We start from the raw sequence: 20558 nt of genomic DNA, 5'->3' as shown, positions 1-20558 counted from the left end.
ACTTAAAAAAATATTGTCAGATTGTTAAATTGATTTATTGTCGCAATGAAATTGAAAATTGCGAACTAAAAAGTATTTCCGTATATTGTTTTATGCTAAAAACGGTCGATCTCAATCAGGTTATGGTTATCGATATCGAAACTGTGCCTCAATATGCATTTTACGACGAATTGCCGCCTCATTTACAGGATCTTTGGGAACAAAAAACGCATTATCAGCGAAAGCCGGAACAAAGTCCCGACGATTTTTACGAGCGGGCCGGTATACTGGCAGAATTTGGCAAAATAATCTGTATAAGCATGGGCATTTTTTACACACAGGATAAAAATCAATATCTACGGGTAAAATCAATTTATGGAAACGATGAAAAAGAGATTTTGAAAGATTTTGCCACTGTGCTGGAAAAGCAGTTATCAACATTAATGTTTTGTGCACATAACGGTAAAGAATTTGATTTTCCTTATCTGTGCAGACGTTTATTAATTAATGGTATTGAAATCCCGGTTCAGCTTCAAATTTCAGGCAAAAAACCCTGGGAAATAAACCATCTGGATACAATGGAACTCTGGAAATTCGGCGATTATAAACATTATACTTCATTAAATCTGCTTGCGGCCATTTTAAATGTACCAACACCAAAAGACGACATCGACGGAAGTATGGTACGACAGGTTTATTATGAAGAAAAAAACTTACCGCGCATTGTAACCTATTGCCAGAAAGATGTAATTACTACCGCTCAGGTGCTGTTAAAATTTAAAGGCATGAATATAATTCCGCCAGAAAACATTACAATTGTAACCTGATGCTAAACGTAGAAAATTTAACTATCGATTTCTTCAATCAGGATGAAAAAACCTGGTTCAAAGCTGTAAAACAGATAAGTTTCCATGTAAAAAAAGGAACTGTTCTCGGAATTGTCGGTGAATCGGGTTCGGGAAAATCGGTAACTTCTTTTTCGATTATGCGTTTACACGATGAACGTTTGGCCAAAATAACCGGCCAGGTGGATTTCGATAGCATAAGTTTACTTAATTTAAATGCCAACGAAATCAGGCAATACCGTGGGAATCAAATTTCGATGATTTTTCAGGAGCCGATGACCTCACTTAACCCGGTGTTCACTTGCGGTTATCAGGTTGCTGAGGCAATTATTCTGCATCAAAAAGTTGCTAAAGAAGAAGCAAAACGCCAGACAATAGAACTTTTTAAAGAAGTCCAATTGCCCCGACCGGAAAAGATATTTGAAAGTTACCCGCATCAAATTTCTGGCGGACAGAAACAGCGTGTGATGATTGCGATGGCTTTGAGTTGTAATCCAAAGCTTTTAATCGCTGATGAACCAACCACTGCGTTAGATGTTACTGTTCAGAAAACCATCTTACAATTACTTCTGAAGCTTAAAGAAGAACGCGATATGGCGATGATTTTCATCTCGCACGATTTAGGTGTGGTACACGAAATTGCGGATGAGGTTGCTGTAATGTATAAAGGCGAAATCGTGGAACAAGGAAATGCAAAATCAATCTTTCAAAATCCTCAGCATCCGTATACAAAAGGCTTACTGGCTTGCCGGCCGTCACCAGCATTACAGTTAAAAAAATTACCTGTAGTAGCCGATTTCCTGACAGGTATAGTCGACGATGCGTTGGCTCATTTAAATCCGTCTAATCAAATAACAGCAGCAGAAACGCAGGCCAGGCGCAGTTCATTATACGCTAAAAAACCATTGCTTGAAATAAAGAATTTATCTACATGGTACCCAATAAACAATGGTTTTTTCAGTAAGAATAAAGAATATGTTAAAGCTGTAGACCAGATTAATTTTGATGTTTTTCCTGGCGAAACCCTGGGCTTGGTTGGGGAATCCGGTTGTGGAAAAACCACTTTAGGCCGGAGTATTTTACGCTTGATTCAACCAACATCAGGCAATATTATTTTCGATGGGAAAGACATCACCCATGTCAGCAAGGCTGAAATGAGAAAATTAAGAAAAGATATTCAAATCATTTTTCAGGATCCCTACGCCTCACTTAATCCAAAACTAACTATTGGTCAATCAATCCTTGAACCTTTAACAGTACACAGTCTCTTCAAAAATGAAACTGAAAGAAAAGCAAAAGTTTTGGAATTATTGAATAAAGTTGGTTTAAAAGAAGAACATTACAACCGTTACCCGCACGAATTTAGTGGTGGGCAACGCCAGCGTGTCGTTATTGCCAGAGCCCTCGCTTTAGAACCAAAGTTTATCATTTGCGATGAATCTGTTTCGGCCTTGGATGTTTCCGTACAGGCACAGGTGTTAAATCTGATCAAAGATTTGCAACGCGAATTTGGCTTAACCTATATTTTCATTTCTCACGATTTAGCCGTGGTAAAACACATTTCCGACCGTATTTTAGTGATGAACAAAGGAAAAATTGAAGAAGAGGGTTTTCCCGATTACATATTTAATTCACCAAAAGCGGCTTATACTAAAAAATTAATTGATGCAATTCCTGGCAATTAAAAAATTAACATCTACTTATTTAGTGCTTCTACTATTGGTCTCTTCAGCCGATTCAAAAGCACAAGTAAAACCAATTAAATTAATTCAATCCGGGTTTATTTTTGATAACGCTCCTTTTGCAGCTTGCCATGCATCAACACTAGTAATTTTAACAGACAATAAAATTAGGTGTGCCTGGTTCGGAGGTAAATTTGAAGGCAGTAAAGACGTTTCCATTTGGTCTTCAACCAGATCCGATAACAAATGGTCCAAACCGGTGGAAATTGCCAACGGCATACAAAATGATAGTTTACGCTATCCTTGTTGGAATCCGGTATTGTTTAAAGCCATAAACGGTGTATTGTACCTGCACTACAAAGTAGGCCCCAACCCGAGATCGTGGTGGGCTGAATACAAAACTTCATCCGATAACGGAAAAACATGGTCAGCAGCAAAGAAATTACCCGACGGATTTTTAGGTCCGATAAAAAATAAACCTGTTCAACTTGCAAATGGCAATATCCTCTACCCATCGAGTACTGAAAGTTTAGATGAAAAGAAATGGTTAATTCACATCGAACAATCGGACAAGAATGGACATAATTGGAAAAAAATCGAGATTGATTGCGATACTTTTGGCGTAATTCAGCCATCCATTTTGACCTATCCCAATGGAACACTTCAGCTGCTGTGCCGGAGCAGGCAAAATGTTATTGTTCAAAGCTGGTCTGATGATAATGGCGAAACCTGGTCAAAACTCTCCAAAACGAATTTACCTAATCCAAATTCTGGTAGCGACGCCGTAACCTTAAGAAGCGGTAGGCAATTACTCATTTATAACCCTTTAGAAGCTGGAAAAAACTGGTGGGAGGGTCGTTCAGTTTTAAAATTAGCAATTTCTGATGACGGAAAAAACTGGAAAGACATTTACACATTGGAAAATCACACAGAAGGCGAATACAGCTATCCGGCAATAATCCAAGGTATAAATGACCACATTCACCTTAGTTATACCTCGCTTCGAAAAAAGATTAAATACGTAGAATTGTTAATCGATTAAAAGATTTTTTAATAGCAACAACATCATTGCTATCACATTTTCCGGCTACTTCCTAACCTTCATTTCTTTCTTTTCTGTATCTTCGGTAAAATACATTTAACACATGGCAAAAAAGAAATCCGCAAATATAAAATTGGTTCTGAATCAACTGGTTAGTGATGTCTTCGAAAAAAACAGTAATCAAACACTAAATTATAAACAGGTTTCAGCCAAATTAAACCTCAACGATCAGAAATCCCGCGACACCATTCTCGAAGTTTTAAAAGAAGGAAAAAGTGCCGGAATATTTCTGGAACCGGAAAAAGGAAAATTCAAGTTAAAAGAATTACAAAACTTTCTGACAGGTCGTGTAGATATGACGGCGGATGGTTCAGCCTACATTATTCCTGATGATGAATTTGAAAAAGATGTTTTTGTTGCGCCACGTAAACTTAAAAACGCCTTACATGGCGATTTGGTAAAGGTTTATGTTTTTGCTAAAAAGAACGGCCGCAAAAATGATGGCGAAGTTGTTGAAATCATTAAGAGAGCAAAATCTGACTTCACGGGTGTTATAAAAATATCCGAACGTTTTGCCTTTGTAATTGCTGATGATAAAAAGATGATGCACGATATTTTTGTGCCGCTATCGGATACGTTAGGCGCTAAAAACGGACAAAGGGTTTTGGTGGGTTTAACCGACTGGCCTGAAGGAGCTAAGAACCCAATCGGAACGGTGAAGCATGTGCTGGGCGACCAAGGTGAGAATAATACTGAAATGAATGCAATTCTGGCGCAATATGGCTTCCCGTTATCATTCCCTCCTGCCGTAGAAAAAGAAGCCAATGCAATTCCGGAAGAAATTTCGGAAACTGAAATTGCCAAACGCAGAGATTTTCGTAATGTATTAACTTTTACCATAGACCCTGCTGATGCGAAAGATTTCGATGATGCCATTTCTTACCGGAAATTACCCAATGGAAATCACGAAATTGGTGTTCATATTGCTGATGTCTCTCATTATGTTATCCGGGGAACTGAGCTGGATAAGGAAGCTTATAGTCGTGCTACATCGGTTTACCTGGTCGACAGGGTTATTCCGATGCTTCCTGAAAGGTTAAGTAACGGTGTATGCTCATTACGTCCGCATGAAGATAAATTATGCTTTGCCGCTGTTTTTGAAGTAGATGACCAGGCAAACATTAAATCTGAATGGTATGGAAAAACAGCTATTCACTCCGACAGACGTTTCAGTTATGAAGAAGCTCAGGAAGTTATAGAAAACAAAGCCGGCGATTATGCTACCGAAATACTTAAATTAAATGAACTGGCTCATATTCTTCGTGAAAGGAAATTTAAAAACGGCGCCATCAGTTTTGAAAGTACCGAAGTTAAATTTAAACTCGATGAAAATGGTAAACCGATAGGTGTATATGTTAAGGAACGAAAAGATGCGCACAAACTTATCGAAGATTATATGCTTTTGGCCAACAGAAAAGTAGCCGAATTTATTGCCACAAAACTGAAAGGAAAAAATAAACTAACATTTGTTTACCGGGTTCACGATTCTCCGAATATGGAAACCCTGAATACCTTCGCGAATTTCGCATCGCGTTTCGGCTATAAAATCAACACAAAATCTGATAAAGAAATTGCGAAATCCTTAAACCATTTAATGGCCGATGTTGAAGGTAAAAAAGAACAAAATGTATTAACTTCTTTAGCTATTCGCTCGATGGCTAAAGCGATTTATACAACCAAGAAAACCAGTCATTATGGGTTAGCTTTTGACTATTATACCCACTTCACCTCACCTATCCGTCGTTATCCGGATGTTATGGTACATCGCTTATTGCAGGATTATCTGGCCGGAGAAAAATCTGCCGACGCTGAATTTTACGAAGTAGCAAGTGCGCATTCATCTGCAATGGAAAAAAGAGCCGCCGAAGCAGAACGTGCCTCCATAAAGTATAAACAAGCCGAATACCTGGAAGAAAATGTCGGAAACATTTACCAGGGTATTATTACCGGTGTTACAGAATGGGGTATGTATGTAGAAATTGAAGAAAATAAATGCGAAGGTATGGTTCGCCTGCGTGAAATTTCAGATGATTTTTATGTACTCGATGAAAAGAATTACTGTATTGTCGGGCAACGCAAGAAGAAAAAGTATCAATTAGGTGATGAAGTGACAATAAAAGTTAAAAAAGTGGATCTTGCTAAACGACAAATAGATTTTTCGTTAGTTTTATAAATGATAAAAAATATTATCCTGTTTATACTTTTTTCTTGTGCGGTAAAAAGCCATTCGCAAACCATACAAGGCAAAGTTATAGACGAAGTTTCCGGTGAGCCAATACCTTTTGTCTCTTTAATGATTATCGGCACACAAACTACTTCAATTACAAATGAAAACGGGGATTTCGTAATTAAAGCTGCTACGCTTCCGGTAAAATTAAAGTTTAGCCATGTAAGTTATCTGAGCGATGAAACGGAAGTAAAAAATGCTTCGGATAACTTAATCATTAAGCTTAAACAAGCAGCCATCAATTTAGCCGAAATAACGGTAGATCCCTATCAGGGAAAAAAGTTATTAAAAAGCGCTTTTGAAAAGGCCGCTAAATATAAAGATGATAACCATTATCTAAAAGCCTTTTACAGGCAATTAACTTCCGTAAACAATAACCCGACTAAAATCCATGAGATTTTTTATGATATTAAATGGAATGTTACCCGTACTTCGGGCTGGATTGCCAGACAAACCCGGTTTGCCGAAAGTAAAAATCAGTCTGGTTTTGATTTAAGCAATCAGTCGTATTTTACGTTCAGTTCGAGCGGATACCTTACCGTCCCAAATTCAGGCACCTTTGTTACTGAAAAAACCCTCGACAAGTATACGATTGAAATTGAACGTTATATTGAACAAGCTGATCAGGATATTGCAGTTGTTACCTGTACCATAAAAAAGGCCGGGAAAAATCAATTTTATGCAAATTCTGCTTTTTATGTTGGCACTAAGGATCTTAAAATCTACAGGGTAGAAAATAATATCCTGAACCTGCCTATGGATTTAGCTGCCGGAGCGGTTTTTAAATATCCACCTATTGTAAAAACAATTGCCACTTTTAAAAGTGGATCAACTGATATTAACATACTGGAAAGCATATCAACTAAGATGTATTTGGCCGTAAGTTATATGGATAGAATGCGCGCTAATGATTTAAGCGCTATTATAAGTTCCTTACTAACCGTTTATCAGGAAGATAACACTTTGCAAAATGAAAGTTTTCAAAATGTAAGAAGAGATACCAAAGATAAAAATGTAGTAGAATCTATAAAATATAATGCCGATTTTTGGCAAAATAATCCGATTGTTAAGCAAACATCGCTTGAAGATAAATTCAGCAAGATGATGGAAGGCCAGAATGCCTTTGGCACAATGATTAACCCATAAAACAAAAAATGTCTGACATATTACAGTTACAGGAAATTTTAGAAACGGCCATTAAGAATTTAAAGTTTCCTGAAAATCCAAAACAACTTTACGATCCGATAACATACATTATTAATCTTGGTGGCAAAAGAATTCGCCCGCTGCTTGTATTAATGTCGACCGAATTATTTGGTAAAAATCCGAACGATGCCATTCATGCTGCTATGGCAATTGAGGTATTTCATAACTTTACACTGGTTCACGATGACATCATGGATAATGCACCGCTGCGCAGGGGCAAAGCGACTGTTCATGAAAAATGGAGCACAAATACGGCTATTTTAAGTGGTGATGTAATGATGGTAGAGGCAAATAAAAACTTAGCTAAAGTTAATCCAATCTTTTTAAAAGATGTGCTTGAAACCTTCAATTCGACCGCTCAAGGAGTATGTGAAGGTCAGCAACTCGATATGGAATTTGAAGACCGGGATGATGTAACCATTGCAGAATACATTGATATGATAAGGTTAAAAACGGCTGTTTTGCTGGGCGGTGCCTTAAAACTTGGCGCCATTATCGCGGAAGCTTCAGCAAAAGATGCCGATTTAATATATCAGTTTGGTGAAAATATAGGAATTGCTTTTCAGCTTCAGGACGATATTCTGGATGTTTATGCCGATCCTGAAAAATTTGGTAAGCAGGTTGGCGGAGATATTATTGCAAATAAAAAAACTTTCCTTTTACTAAAAGCTTTTGAACTCGCTGAAAAAGATAATCTTCAGTCGCTTCAAACCTGGACCAACTACGAAACATTTGATGTTAAAGAGAAAGTTAATGCTGTTAAACAGGTTTATGACGCCTTAAATATTCGAAACATTGCAATGGAAACCATGGATAATTACATGGATAAAGCCCTTGCATTAATGGCACAAATTAATGTCAGCAACGAAGCCAAAGCCAATATTTTAAATTTAACAAATCAGTTAATGGCTCGTCAGCACTAAAAAAGCCGGTTAATTAAAACCGGCTTTTTTAACTGTATTTATTGGGTTAAGCTTTTACAAGTTTATATTTTATCCAGAAATCAGACTTTCTATTTTCCGGTCCATCCATACCCGCTCCGGGAGGTCTGCCACCACTTCCACCGCCCATTTTTCCGACGCTGCGCTCCATACCGCCACGTCCGCCGCCCATTCCACCACCACCCATTCCGCCTCTGCTTCCGGGCCTGCCCTCGCCTTCCGGTCTATCGCCACCTTTCTTAAAATCAGGCCTGTTAGGCTGGTTAATTTTTATGTTATAAACCAAAGGTGTCTTCATATCTAAACTTACTTCTAATTGCGCCAGTGGTATGCTCAGTTCGTAAGTAAGGTCTTTGTTTGGCCGAATACCCATGCCGGTTTCAATACCTTCTTCATTCACAACAGGCAGGTTACCATCCTTAATATTCTTAAAGCCGAAAATTTTAATACTTTTCATTACGGGCTGCTCACCACTTCTGTCTTCCTGCCACTGCGGCGGAGCACCATCTTTGCCTTCAGGCATTTCACCGTCTTTGAGCATTGGCGGCCTTTCAATCAATGGAAAAATCAATTTGATACCATCTTTCTTTTTGCCCTGGGTATTAATGTTCAGCGTTATCCCGCCACGCAAAACACTGAAGGTTGTTTGAGGATCCAGCGACTCTATAATAATGTAAAGGTTTGTATCATCATTAGCTAATGCGAAAGCGAGCTTTGTCGCATCGTTGTATTGATTAAGCGGCTCTTCCCATTCATTAGATAAGCCATCTGCTTTAAATGGTTTTACCATCCGGATATTTTCTTCAACATTTTGTGCCTTCAAAGAAAAGCTTGTCAGAAGAATAGCAAATGCAAACAAGTTTACAATTTTAACGTTCATCGTGCTATATTTTGTGCTAATTTATCCCGATGAATTGTTAAAAAATGTTATTTAACAGAGTTTAACGCTGTTAAAAATCATTAAACGCAAAAAGCTCCCGAATACATCCGGGAGCTTTTTAATATAAGTTAATTACTAATTATTCTGCAAGTGCAGCTTCTTCAGCAGATTCTTCTTTTTTTGCTGTTGCTTTTTTAGCAGGCGCTTTCTTCACTGGTGCTTCTTCAACAACTTCTTTAGCTACAGCTTCTTTTTTAACAGCCGGTGCTTTAGCTACTTGCTCAACAACCTCAGCTTTAGCTACTGCAGGAAGTACAGAAACATAAGATTTGTTATCTTGTTTCTTTTTGAAAATAACAGTACCATCAACTAAAGCAAATAAAGTGTGGTCTTTACCAATACCAACACCTTTATCCGGGTGGTGTTTGGTTCCGCGTTGACGTACTAAGATATTTCCGGCGATAGCTTCCTGACCACCGAAAATTTTAATACCTAAACGCTTACTATGCGATTCACGTCCGTTTTTCGAACTACCGGCTCCTTTTTTGTGTGCCATGATTTTATATTTTTTAACTCGCTAAAAGCGAATTATTGGGTTAACAAATTAATTATAGCGTGATGTCAGAAATCTGAATCTTTGTGAAAAACTGGCGGTGACCATTTTTCTTTTTGTAACCTTTTCTACGTTTTTTGTGGAAAATAATTACTTTATCACCTTTTAAATGAGATACGATAGTAGCTGAAACTTTAGCACCTTTAACCGCAGGAGCACCTACAGTGATTGCACCACCATTATCAACCAACAATACGTTATCAAATTCAATACTAGCGCCTTCATCTCCTTGTAACCTGTGTACAAAAAGGTGCTGGTCTTTAGCAACCTTAAATTGCTGTCCTGCTATATTTACTATTGCGTACATTGTTTAAATATTAGTTTTTTAATTTTTATTTAACGAGGTGCAAATATAGAACAAATTCAGTTAACACACAAACACATACTGAAAATATTTTTCACTAAAATCCTCCGGAACCTTGGTTACTAGGATTTAAAGATTTTAGGATCATTTTACATGCTATTTTTGAAAAGCTAGGTCTGGTAATTCTTAGGTAATTCCTGCCCTGCTGTTCATTCCATTCCTCGCTACGCTCCGGGCTTTCCATTACCATCAGGTTTATTTTACGCAGGCCGGCATTTCAAAATTTCGGCAGCTTCCCCTCCACCCGGTTAATCTGAAGCTCAAAAAAATTCAGGCGGTACCTCGTTGTTAAAAAATGTTAAAGCATTTTTGTATTACGAATATTTCGTAGATTTACGAAAATTAAATAATCTAAATAAGTATTATGAAAACTATTTTAACAACCTGCTGTGCAGCCATGCTGTCATTAACCATTCATGCACAAAAACCCGATAAAGCACTGGCCCGGGTTCGGTACACCTTCACCCACATTCAGGATACCACGCAAAAAGATAAACCCGCAAAAGAGAACATGCTGCTCGTTACCGGTAATAATGCATCGGTATATACAAGTTACGACAAGATTAATCAGAGCATGAACATGCAGAAACAAATGCAGGAACAAATGAAAAATCAAGCCGGCAGCAACAACTTTACCATCAATATAAAAAGCGAAACTAAAGGCCCGTTAACACAATCTGATTATTTTTACTTCGCTGCTGAACATAAATTAATAACTAAAGAGCGCTTGTTTAATAATTACCTTATCGAGGAAACCGCACCAGTTATAGACTGGAAAATACTAAAAGACACGACAAGTTTTTCAGGAATTCATTGCCAGAAAGCGACCACGCACTTCAAGGGTAGAAACTGGATAGCCTGGTTTGCCACCGAAATTCCTTTTCAAAGTGGCCCATGGAAATTAAATGGTTTGCCAGGCTTAATTATCGAGGCTTATGATGAAAAAAAAGAAGTAAAATTTGAATTCGCAGGTCTGGAAAACGTTAAAGAAGAAGCTGCGAAAGCAACAGAAAATGGCGAGCCAAAACTAACCATGCCAAATGGTGCTGTTGGTACGGTTAAAATTGTTGGCATGGATATCGGAAATCCTTATTTCGAATCTGAAATTAAACTCCCTGCCGATGCCATAAAAACCACAAAAAAAGAATTCGACAGGCTGAAAGAAGCAAGAGATAAAGATCCTCAGGGTTTTATGCAGGCACAAATGGCCGCAAGCGGTATGCAAGGTTCATTTAAAACATCGACAGCGCCCCGACCATCCGGCGGCATAACTTCATTGTCAAAAACAACCATTAATAATCCAATCGAACTTCCTGAGAAAAAATGAGAGGACTATCTGCAATAATTATATGTTCAGCATTGCTAAGCTTTACTGCAGTATTCGGGCAAAAACAATTGAAAGGAAAGGTTAAGGACATTTCGGGCAAGGGAATTTCATCAGTTAACGTTACTTTAAAAGATACGGAAGGTAATATCGTAAGCTTTAACCGGTCAGATAGCAAGGGCGATTTTTCAATCAGCCTTAAAAATGAAAATGTTATTAATTATAACCTTGAAGCATCCAGCATCGGTTATAAAAAAACAGCTGTCAAAATAGATGATGTAAACAAAAGCTACGATTTAGTCCTTCAAAACGGAGAAATTAACCTTGAAACCGTAACGGTTAAAAACCGGCCAAAATTAACATCCAACGGCGACACGTTAAATTACAGGCCATCGGATTTTGCAGATAAGCAAGACAGAAGCATTGGCGATGTTCTGAAGAAAATGCCGGGAATTGAAGTTGCCGAAGACGGAAAAGTGAGCTACAACGGAAAGGCAATTTCAAATTTATATGTAGATGGTGATAACCTCCTCGATGATAAATACAACATCGGCACTAAAAGTATTCCGCAGGGTGCCGTTGATAAAGTACAGGTAATTCAGAACGACCAACCCATTAAGATGATGCGCAAAAACAACACCAGTGATGATGTTGCACTTAATCTGGTATTGAAGGATGAGGCTAAGCTTAAAGTGATGGGCGATGCAACTGTTGGTGCCGGCACACCCAACCGCTTTGATGAAAATTTAACAGCAATGTTATTCAACAAAAAATTGAAATTCATCAATAATATTAAAGGCAATAATATTGGCATCGACCCCGGAATTGACTTAACCTCACATAATTTTTCTGATTACCTGAAAAGACTGGATAACGACAAACCATCCGGATTACTTTCTACAGGTGCCGCAGGCGTTCCATCGTTACCTCAAAGCCGGTATCTGTTTAATAAAGCAGGTTTAATCAACCTGAACAACCTCTATAAATTTAATGATGATTTACAGCTGCGAGCCAATCTCTACTATTTGTATGATGAACGAACCCAACAATACAATAAGTTTTCAAAAACGTATTTACCTACGGAAACGGTAAAGTATACAGAAATTCAAAGCAATGCTGTCAATCCGCAAAAATTACGGGCACAATTTAATTTAAATGGCAATGCGGATAAGTACTACCTGAATAACAATTTTGTATTGGACTATGTTCCTTTCAAAACAAATTCAGGAATAGTGATTAATAGTATACCTGCTTATCAAATCCTCAAGCAAGAAACGCTTGATGTTTCAAACGAATTCAGCTACCGGAAGAAACTCAAATCTGACGATGTCTTAAACTTTTATTCCTACCTAAATCGCACAACGCAGCCCGAAAGTTTAAATATTACTCCGGGTTTAAATGCAGATATCCTGAACAACGGGCAAGCCTATGCAGGCTTAAATCAATACACGAAGCTGCCAACTTCTTACACAAACAATTATATCTCCTACGCATTGTTTAGCAACAAATTTATGCAAACTTACAGGGTTGGTTTTAATGTTCAAAGTCAGAATTTAAACGCCGAGTTATACAAAATTCAGAACAATCATACGATTGAGTTGGTATCGCAAAATGCGGTAAATGATTTAGACTGGCTTAAAACGAAATTTTACACGGAAGGCAGCTATGACTTTACCGGAGATAAACTAAAAGTTAACCTTTCCTTGCCTTTAAGTTATAATCTGATAAACTATGAAGACCGGGGAAACAATTTGGATAAAAGCTTAGTAAGATTTTTTGTTAATCCATCAATGAATCTTAAATATCAAACCAGCCCGGAAAACTATGTTTCGGCCAACTATTCTTTTAAAAATGATTTAGGCGGGATTGATGATGTTTACAAAGGAACTGTTCTGCGTAACTACCGTTCGCTTTTCGCCAACGATGCCCCCATCTCAGAAAGTAAAATACATTCAATTGGCGCAGGGTTTAACTTTAGAAAAGCGATGCAAATGTTATTTATTAATGTAAATGCCGGATACAGCGATGCCGAATTAAATACAATTTCATCCTATACGCTAACGAACAATATTCAGCAAAGGGTTGTATTGCCTTTATCAAACCATGTTAAAAGTTTATCGTTAACTGCCAACGCCAGTAAATACCTGTTTAACTTCAGAAGCACGGTTAATGCCGGTGTGAGTTTTGCTCAAAGCGACTATCAGCAACTTCAGAACAATGATTTGCTGCCGATAAATACCCAAACCATTACCTATAAAGCCGGAATTGATGCCAAGTTAACTAGCTTTATAAATTGGTCGTACAATGCCACTTATTCAATAACAAACAATAAAACTCAAACAGAAAATGCCATTAAAACCAATTTTCAGCAATTAAGGCAGCAATCTGCTTTGTCTTTTACAACCGTTAAAAACGTTTATGTAAACCTCTCTGCAGAACATTTGTTTACACATCAATCAACGCAGCCAAATTTAAATTACCTTTTTGCCGATGCCAATGTAAAATACAAAATAGTCAAACTTAAAACAGATTTGGAATTTGGCATAACGAATTTAGCAAACATTAAGACTTTCGATGCCATATACCTTTCTGCCAATTCATTAACAACCGGCACTTACTACATTCCCGGAAGAGTAGCAATGCTAAGGGCAAGATTTAATTTTTAATAAAAAAACCTCATCCGACATTGGATGAGGTTTAGCTTATTTTTGTTTGGTTTTTATATCCATCATGCCACCATGAGAAATGATGATATTTTCTATTTGTTTTGCATCTAACCTGCTTAAATCCGCAGCAGAAACTTTGTTCCCATCCAAAGAATATGAGGTAGATTGAGTAAAGAAAAAATGCTTCTTTGTATCCGGTTTAGTTAAAGAATCTTGTCTGCTATTACCTGTTTCAACAACTTTAACCACATTGATGATCCTTTTACCATCTGAAAACGAATACTGACTGTCTTTATCGGTATTCATTGTGATTTTAATATTCCTGACTTCAGGTGTTTCACCATTTTTTACCGTGTCATTAAACACAAAATTGCTTATAAAAATTTTGCGGTCAGCTTTGAACTTTGCAGGCGCTTTATCATTCTTATCTTTCAGAAACAAGTTCAGAATTTTATGTACTGAATTGCTGTCGCGTATATCTTGATTTAAAATTAAGGTTATGTTTTTTGTCGTATCTACAAACTTTGGTTTTTGCAAAACCTTTTTTACAGGCTTTTTTAACTGATTTACCTGAATCCTCAACGGTTCTGGTTTTTTTTCAGGAATTACCTTGTCAACAATTGTTTTTAATGGCATCAAACTTTTCTCTACATCCTTTTTATCAATAGTAAAAGCTAAAGTTGTTATCAACAAAATTGGTAAAATAAATAAATACCTGGCCAGATTAATATTGGATGAACGCCTGGCATTCATCATTTTAATTCTTTTTTTAAGATCGGAAAGATTGAAATTATTTACAATCGCTACAGATGGGTTTAAGGCGCCAACGCCTAATAAACTATACTGATAAGCTTTTTTATCAATACCTTTTTTTAAAATTTTAGCGTCGGTAATGAATTCAATATTTTCGCGAACAGCTTTTTTCATTAACCAAACGCCAGGGTTAAACCAGTAAAAAACCAGGCTTATTTCTGCGAGGATGATATCTAATGTATGCCACTCCTCCACATGCACGCTTTCGTGCTCGATGATATTTTTCAAATCTTCTTTTTTATGCAAAAGCGGATTAACGTAAATGGTTTGCCAAAAGGAAAACGGACTTACCTCATCATTCAGAATGCGTACATCAAATTCATCAACCCGCCCCGGATTTGAATTTTTATGCACACGGCGCAGAGAAATAAACTGGATCGTTAATCTTGAAGCCATAAAAAGCACACCTGCATAAAAAACAAAAGTCAAAATTTGCCAGAAAAAAGAAATGGATTCTTGCTGCACAAATTGATTAACGTTTTGATTTAATTGAGGTAAAAAAGCCGGGGCAGACTTGAAACTGTTGAAGAACCCGGTTAAATTTATGAAAGGATAAAGGGTAGAAAATAAAATTCCAAACAATAAAAAAATGCGGTTGATAACATAAAAAGTTAGCCTTCGAAGCACCAGGTAGTAAGCTGCTGCAAAAAGCACCAAAACCAGATTTATTTTGAATAGAATGATAAAGAAATGTGGCATAACATTACTTTTCAGGATTTTCGATAAGGTGAATTATCTCTTTCAACTCTTCGGCACTAATCTTTTTGTCTTTTGCAAAAAAAGCAACCAATTCTTTATAAGAGCTTTTGAAATAGTTATCTACAAAACCACTCATGAAACGCTTTTTATAATCTGCTTCTTTAACCTTTGCACTGTAGCGATTAGCATTTGCGAACCGCTCGCTTATTAAATAACCTTTACGCTCCAGGTTTTTTACGGTTGAGGCTAAAGTTGTATAGGGTGGTTTTGGTTCAGGCAAAACATCCATAAAATCTTTTATAAAGCCCTTTTTTATTTGCCAAACCGCAAGCATTGCCTCTTCTTCCTGTAAGGTTAATTTCTCCATTTAATTACGAATATATCGTAAATATACGAAATAACTTTAAACCAAAAAAGGCTTTAATAAAATGTTTATCATTACATTTTATTAAAGCCCGGAACTTATTTCGGAAGAAGATTACTTTACTTACCGCTTCTTTTCTCCGCTTGATTTATCGTTTCTTCGATAACCTTTCTCATCTGCATTGCAGCATCTAAAAGTTTAGGATTTCCATCAAAATCACCATAAATTACAACATGCTTTGATTTCTCTTTGTATTTGAAGAACATATCGTAACGCGGCACCGCCATAGATTTGGCACTTTTCTTACCTATCGTATCCGGAAAATTCCACAGGCCTATTTCATTTGCTTTACCATGTATATAAAGGACATCATCGTTATTAAAAAACACTTTCTTTTTAATGGTAGAATCCTGACTGTTTACATACTGATAGGCACCGGTTTTAGAATCATACTGATTTTCTAAAGTATCTTTTACCCCCCATTTGTAATTCATAGACACGAAATCGTTCTTACGAAATGGTGCATTCTGAATAATTGGTTTGTAATAAATGTAACAGTAAATTATCATCGGTACGATGATGGTTAACGCCAAGAAGATCTTTTTTCCTTTATTTGACACAGTTCTTTTTTAATTATTGAGTAATTGAATTTTGAATGAATGGATAAGCAACGGTTTCTTCAAAAACAATGCAAAGCTTAAAAATTTTATTGATTATCATGACATCTTAAAATCAAAATAATTTGATCAGAATACAATCCTAAAATCCTAGCCCTCTTTAAGTTCACCCTCCCATTTACTAACTACGGCCGTAGCAATGCTATTACCCACAACATTTGTTGCCGAGCGACCCATATCCAATAATGGATCGATACCGATTAACAAGGCTAAGCCAGCTTCGGGAATGTTAAAACTGGCAATTGTACCTGCAATTACAACGAGCGATGCCCGTGGAACACCTGCGATGCCTTTACTGGTTAACATTAAGATTAAAAGCATAGATATTTGCTGTTCAAAACCTAAATGTATACCGTAGGCCTGTGCTATAAATAAGGAAGCGAAAGTCATATACATCATCGAACCATCCAGATTAAAGGAATAACCCAATGGTAAAACAAAACTTACAATTTTATCCTTACAGCCGAAACGCTCTAAAAGCATCATTGTTTTTGGATATGCCGCCTCGCTGCTTGCTGTACTGAATGCCAGTAAAGCAGGTTCTTTCATATCACCTACTAAACGAAAAATTCGTTTCTTCAGCACTAAAAACCCTAGGAAAATAAGCATTGTCCAAAGGATAGCCAAGCCGAAATAAAACTCGCCTATAAATATGGCATACGTATTTAAAACGTTCAAACCCTGTTTAGCTACAATTGCAGTCATGGCGCCGAAAACCGCAAGCGGTGCAAAGTTCATTACATAACCTGTCATTTTTAAAATAACATGTGCAATTGCATCAAATGCTTTAATTACGACCTGACCTAAATCGCCGATTGCTGCTGTAGCCACACCAAAAAATAAAGAAAATACAACAATCTGCAGGATCTCGTTTGTTGCCATAGATTCGGCTATGCTTTTCGGAAAAACATGGGCAATAAAATCTTTAACACTCATGGCCGTTTTTTGAATGCCGGTGTTAACCAATTGGTCAGGTAAGGTTAACTTCATGTGTTTCCCAGGCTCGAACAAGTTAACCAGGATTAATCCAAGAACCAGCGACATCAACGACATGGCCACAAACCAACCCAAGGTTTTACCGCCAATCCGGCCAACCGCCTTTATATCGCCAACTTTAGCCACGCCTACAACAAGCGTGGTAAATACTAAAGGTGCAACAATCATTTTTATCAGTCGAAGAAAAATATCACTTAGCAAAGTAAAATATTCGAGCTTTTTTTCCCGGATTTCTTCGTTTTCTCTTTTAATTTTTGAGTTTACTTTTTTATCTGCCTTTAATTGAGCATAGGTAACCGTAGTTGTATCGGTCGTTTTAGCAATATTAACTTCAATGCTTTTAACCTTGGCGTCGGCATTAAGTATATTCTGATTATAAACATCAATAGAATTAACATTTAAAATGTAGCCCAAAGCAATACCTGCAATCAGCGCTATAAAAATAAAAAGCGTGAGTTTGTTTTTCTTCATGAATAATTAAGTTGATGGCTCTTTTAATTTGGTAAAACTACGATATTTAGCGCTTGTAACAAATTTTGATTTTTCTGGTAATGAAAAATTAATCTATTTTTGATTTTCCCTGTAACAAAAAATATTACCGACCATCTAAAAAGTAATTATAACCCGTTAAATGGAACAAAAAGACAAGTTATTTAAGCAAATCTTCGATTCGAATTCCAAAAAAATATTCCATTTATGTTATGGTTATACAGGTGATACCGATGCAGCAAATGATCTTTTACAGGAAACTTTTTTAAAAGTCTGGCAGAACCTGGATAAGTTCAGGAACAAGTCTTTAATATCTACCTGGATATACAGAATTGCCGTGAATACCTGCTTAACCTATTTGCGCTCCGAGAAACGCCAGGCAAAAGATGAATTAACTGATAATATAATTGAAAATAAAATTGAAGAGTTTTCTGAAAAAAATGAACAGGTAGCCTTATTATATACCTGTATTTCAAAACTTGAAGAAAACGATCGCTTAATCATCACTATGGTTTTGGATGAATTACCGTACCATGAAATTGCTGATATCTCTGGCATCAGTGAAGGCAACTTAAGGGTAAAAATTCACCGTATAAAACAAAAATTAACAGAACTATATAACCAGTATGCAAGCGTTTGATCAAATACAGGAGTTGTGGCAAAAGCACGAGGTAGAAGTTAAAGTTTCTGCTGATGAGATGCTGCAACAGGCTAAAAAGGAAGTTAATGGGTTGAAGCTTAAATCTACCTTAAACATTTTGGGTATGACAGCTTCCTTTTTGGCAATAGCGGCAATTTGGATTTATTATCACTTTGAATCCTGGACAACACATGTTGGAATTAGCATTACTATGATTGCGATTGGCGTTTATACCTTAATTTTATATCGCGACCACAGGTTAATTGCAAAAAGTGATTATACCGTCCATCCTAACGAATACCTTCGCAGTTTAAAAACCTATCAATTAAACAGATATAAGCTTTATAATTCGCTTTATTGGTTCTATGTTGTGGCTTTGTCGTTAGGACTTATTTTTTATTTCGTAGAAATTCTAACACACTTTAACACAATTCAAAAAATAATTGCTGTTGGTTTAACGGCCATCTGGATAACTTTCTGTTCAACAATTTTAAGGAAAGCCGTTATCAAACGTGAAAAAGAGCGAATAGCATTACTTATCGAAAAGTTTGAGCGTATCAGCGGCCAATTTGCAGCTTTAGAATAATTTAGGCACGGTTTTTTCATTCACTTCTGCTTATGAAAACACTGTTCATTATTCTAAGTTTATTAATTGTTATGCCTTTATTGTCGTTCAGGCAGGATTTTAAAGAACCTGAGCAGTTAGACTGGGCGATTCATTTTAAAGGAAAACCGGATAATAACTCACCTTTTTATGCCCTGACCGCAATGACCTGGAAGTACAGTTATGCTTCCACCGTTTACAGAAACCGGGTTGAAATAAAATTACAAAACGAAATCAGCATTGATAGAAACCGTTCATGGGTTAAACTTGATAAAGTTAGAACTGAAGAGGGCCGACAAAATCTCTTGCATCATGAACAGGGCCATGTTAATATTCAGTACATTTTATACCTGGAGGCAGACAGAGTTTTAAAAAACAGAAACTATTCAGTTAAAACTTATAAGACGCAAATTTCTCAACTGGCTAACGAGATCAGCAATTATTTCGATACCATGCAAAAAAACTATGATGAAGAAACCGAGCATGGCAGTAATCACAAAATGCAGGCGGAATGGGATCGGATTATAAGCGATAAAATGGAAGAGTCGATTGCGGCCAGTAATTCAAAATAGCTTTGGCAGAAAAATAAGTGCACCGGTTGCCAGCGCCAATAAGGCCGTAACCAAAACTGCCCCGGCGGCTAAATCTTTAACCATTTTTATTTTAGGATGAATTTCCGGAGCAACCACATCAGCTAATTTTTCTATTGATGAATTTAGTATTTCGGCAACAAAAACTGCTGAAATAACAGCCAGTATTGCAACCCATTCTAAAGGCGAAAGCTGTAAATAAACTGCTAGTGCAATTGCTAAAACCGCAGCAATGAAATGTATTCTTGCATTATGTTCATTTATAAAAAACAGCTTTAATCCGTTAAAAGCGTATTTAAAGCTTTTAAGTCTGGCAATAATTGAAAATTTCTGATTTTCTTCCATTTATGAGATATAAAAACTGATTCTAATTATAATTGATTTCTACCAGAAAAAATCAAATATTATCAACTTGCCACAGATTAACAGATTTTTTTTAATTGAAGTTAACATCTGTTAATTATTTATTACCCTTTTATATTTTAAAGATTTCTCATTGAAATTGATAATTAAACCAACTTCTAATTTTGTTATACCTAGATAATTAATTACTTGAGCATAATGTTATTCAATAATTCCAGCCTTTGATTTTATTTCAACAATTATTTGATTATAAACTAAAAAATCGACATAAAATTTATGTGGTAAGATAGTATCTTTATATTTTATAATACATTCTTTTTCAAGTTGATATGGTATATTTCTCTTGATCAGTTCATATTCAAGAGCGTCTTTATATACAACTTCTAACAATCCTTTGCCTAACATTCTATGAATCTCCATAGCAATACCAATAATTCTGTAGGTTTCATCTTGATTATAAATTTTAGCCATTTTTAGATCAGTATAGATGCCAG

At 36.5% G+C, this 20558-nt stretch carries 19 protein-coding genes and 1 pseudogene; 11 read left to right on the top strand and 9 right to left on the bottom strand.

The window, feature by feature from the left end:
• Window positions 1-92: 92 nt before the first annotated feature.
• From O0931_RS03530 to O0931_RS03505, 6 genes are all read left to right on the top strand, one after another.
• A complete protein-coding gene (locus O0931_RS03530; protein WP_269414164.1) occupies window positions 93-806 on the top strand; it encodes a 3'-5' exonuclease in 714 nt (237 codons plus the stop codon).
• Window positions 806-2509 carry an ABC transporter ATP-binding protein gene (locus O0931_RS03525; RefSeq protein WP_269414163.1) on the top strand — a complete coding sequence of 568 codons (1704 nt, stop codon included), beginning with the start codon at window positions 806-808 and terminating at the stop codon, window positions 2507-2509. Before O0931_RS03530 ends, O0931_RS03525 begins: the two co-directional genes overlap by 1 nt.
• Window positions 2490-3548, top strand: coding sequence for a sialidase family protein (locus tag O0931_RS03520; RefSeq protein WP_269414162.1), 1059 nt, complete (start codon window positions 2490-2492; stop codon window positions 3546-3548). The genes O0931_RS03525 and O0931_RS03520 overlap by 20 nt, the downstream gene beginning before the upstream one ends.
• Before the next feature lie 103 nt (window positions 3549-3651).
• Entirely contained in the window at window positions 3652-5781 is a 2130-nt protein-coding gene (gene rnr / locus O0931_RS03515) for a ribonuclease R (protein WP_269414161.1), read from the top strand.
• The gene (locus tag O0931_RS03510; protein ID WP_269414160.1) at window positions 5782-6981 is read left to right on the top strand and encodes a carboxypeptidase-like regulatory domain-containing protein; all 1200 of its coding nucleotides are present in this window, start codon (window positions 5782-5784) and stop codon (window positions 6979-6981) included.
• An 8-nt stretch (window positions 6982-6989) separates the two neighbouring features.
• Window positions 6990-7964, top strand: a complete 975-nt coding sequence (locus O0931_RS03505; protein ID WP_269414159.1) for a polyprenyl synthetase family protein — start codon at window positions 6990-6992, stop codon at window positions 7962-7964.
• Between the two features lie 46 nt (window positions 7965-8010).
• Here O0931_RS03505 and O0931_RS03500 read toward each other — a convergent pair whose 3' ends face one another.
• From O0931_RS03500 to rplU, 3 genes are all read right to left on the bottom strand, one after another.
• The gene (locus O0931_RS03500; RefSeq protein ID WP_269414158.1) at window positions 8011-8862 is read right to left on the bottom strand and encodes a hypothetical protein; all 852 of its coding nucleotides are present in this window, start codon (window positions 8860-8862) and stop codon (window positions 8011-8013) included.
• Between the two features lie 139 nt (window positions 8863-9001).
• A complete protein-coding gene (gene rpmA / locus O0931_RS03495; protein WP_269414156.1) occupies window positions 9002-9418 on the bottom strand; it encodes a 50S ribosomal protein L27 in 417 nt (138 codons plus the stop codon).
• Window positions 9419-9470: 52 nt separating this feature from the next.
• Window positions 9471-9782: a 50S ribosomal protein L21 gene (gene rplU, locus O0931_RS03490; RefSeq protein WP_056090270.1), complete on the bottom strand. Its 312-nt coding sequence runs from the start codon at window positions 9780-9782 to the stop codon at window positions 9471-9473.
• Window positions 9783-10203: 421 nt separating this feature from the next.
• Here rplU and O0931_RS03485 point away from each other — a divergent pair, with 421 nt between their 5' ends.
• Both O0931_RS03485 and O0931_RS03480 read left to right on the top strand, forming a co-directional pair.
• Entirely contained in the window at window positions 10204-11166 is a 963-nt protein-coding gene (locus O0931_RS03485; RefSeq protein ID WP_269414155.1) for a GLPGLI family protein, read from the top strand.
• Window positions 11163-13829 carry a TonB-dependent receptor gene (locus tag O0931_RS03480; protein WP_269414154.1) on the top strand — a complete coding sequence of 889 codons (2667 nt, stop codon included), beginning with the start codon at window positions 11163-11165 and terminating at the stop codon, window positions 13827-13829. The genes O0931_RS03485 and O0931_RS03480 overlap by 4 nt, the downstream gene beginning before the upstream one ends.
• Before the next feature lie 36 nt (window positions 13830-13865).
• Here the strand turns inward: O0931_RS03480 and O0931_RS03475 are convergent, their stop codons facing one another.
• The 4 genes from O0931_RS03475 to O0931_RS03460 all read right to left on the bottom strand — a co-directional run bounded on the left by O0931_RS03475 (window position 13866) and on the right by O0931_RS03460 (window position 17849).
• Complete coding sequence (locus O0931_RS03475; protein WP_269414153.1) at window positions 13866-15341, bottom strand: M56 family metallopeptidase; 1476 nt, start codon at window positions 15339-15341, stop codon at window positions 13866-13868.
• 4 nt (window positions 15342-15345) lie between these two features.
• Window positions 15346-15708: a BlaI/MecI/CopY family transcriptional regulator gene (locus O0931_RS03470; protein ID WP_269414152.1), complete on the bottom strand. Its 363-nt coding sequence runs from the start codon at window positions 15706-15708 to the stop codon at window positions 15346-15348.
• 116 nt (window positions 15709-15824) lie between these two features.
• Window positions 15825-16274, bottom strand: coding sequence for a hypothetical protein (locus O0931_RS03465; protein ID WP_269414151.1), 450 nt, complete (start codon window positions 16272-16274; stop codon window positions 15825-15827).
• A 198-nt stretch (window positions 16275-16472) separates the two neighbouring features.
• Window positions 16473-17849 (bottom strand): dicarboxylate/amino acid:cation symporter, encoded by a 1377-nt coding sequence (locus tag O0931_RS03460; RefSeq protein ID WP_269414150.1) that lies wholly within the window; start codon window positions 17847-17849, stop codon window positions 16473-16475.
• A gap of 160 nt (window positions 17850-18009) precedes the next feature.
• On the opposite strand from O0931_RS03460, the gene O0931_RS03455 reads away from it, so the two are divergent.
• From O0931_RS03455 to O0931_RS03445, 3 genes are read left to right on the top strand one after another with little or no spacing between them, the layout of a single operon-like run.
• The gene (locus tag O0931_RS03455) at window positions 18010-18507 is read left to right on the top strand and encodes an RNA polymerase sigma factor (RefSeq protein ID WP_138821654.1); all 498 of its coding nucleotides are present in this window, start codon (window positions 18010-18012) and stop codon (window positions 18505-18507) included.
• Window positions 18494-19093: a hypothetical protein gene (locus O0931_RS03450; protein ID WP_269414149.1), complete on the top strand. Its 600-nt coding sequence runs from the start codon at window positions 18494-18496 to the stop codon at window positions 19091-19093. The genes O0931_RS03455 and O0931_RS03450 overlap by 14 nt, the downstream gene beginning before the upstream one ends.
• Before the next feature lie 32 nt (window positions 19094-19125).
• Window positions 19126-19683 carry a DUF922 domain-containing protein gene (locus O0931_RS03445; RefSeq protein ID WP_269414148.1) on the top strand — a complete coding sequence of 186 codons (558 nt, stop codon included), beginning with the start codon at window positions 19126-19128 and terminating at the stop codon, window positions 19681-19683.
• On the opposite strand, the gene O0931_RS03440 is transcribed toward O0931_RS03445, so the two are convergent.
• Window positions 19675-20046, bottom strand: coding sequence for a diacylglycerol kinase family protein (locus O0931_RS03440; protein WP_269414147.1), 372 nt, complete (start codon window positions 20044-20046; stop codon window positions 19675-19677). The two genes, O0931_RS03445 and O0931_RS03440, sit on opposite strands and share 9 nt — an antisense overlap.
• A gap of 111 nt (window positions 20047-20157) precedes the next feature.
• A pseudogene (locus tag O0931_RS03435) lies at window positions 20158-20535 on the bottom strand (GxxExxY protein).
• Window positions 20536-20558: the final 23 nt, after the last annotated feature.

It is taken from the genome of Pedobacter rhodius, from assembly GCF_027213645.1.
In the GTDB taxonomy this organism is placed as follows: domain Bacteria; phylum Bacteroidota; class Bacteroidia; order Sphingobacteriales; family Sphingobacteriaceae; genus Pedobacter; species Pedobacter rhodius.
The sequence above is the reverse complement of the archived record's forward strand: the minus strand, read 5'-3'. Positions and strand labels throughout refer to the sequence as shown.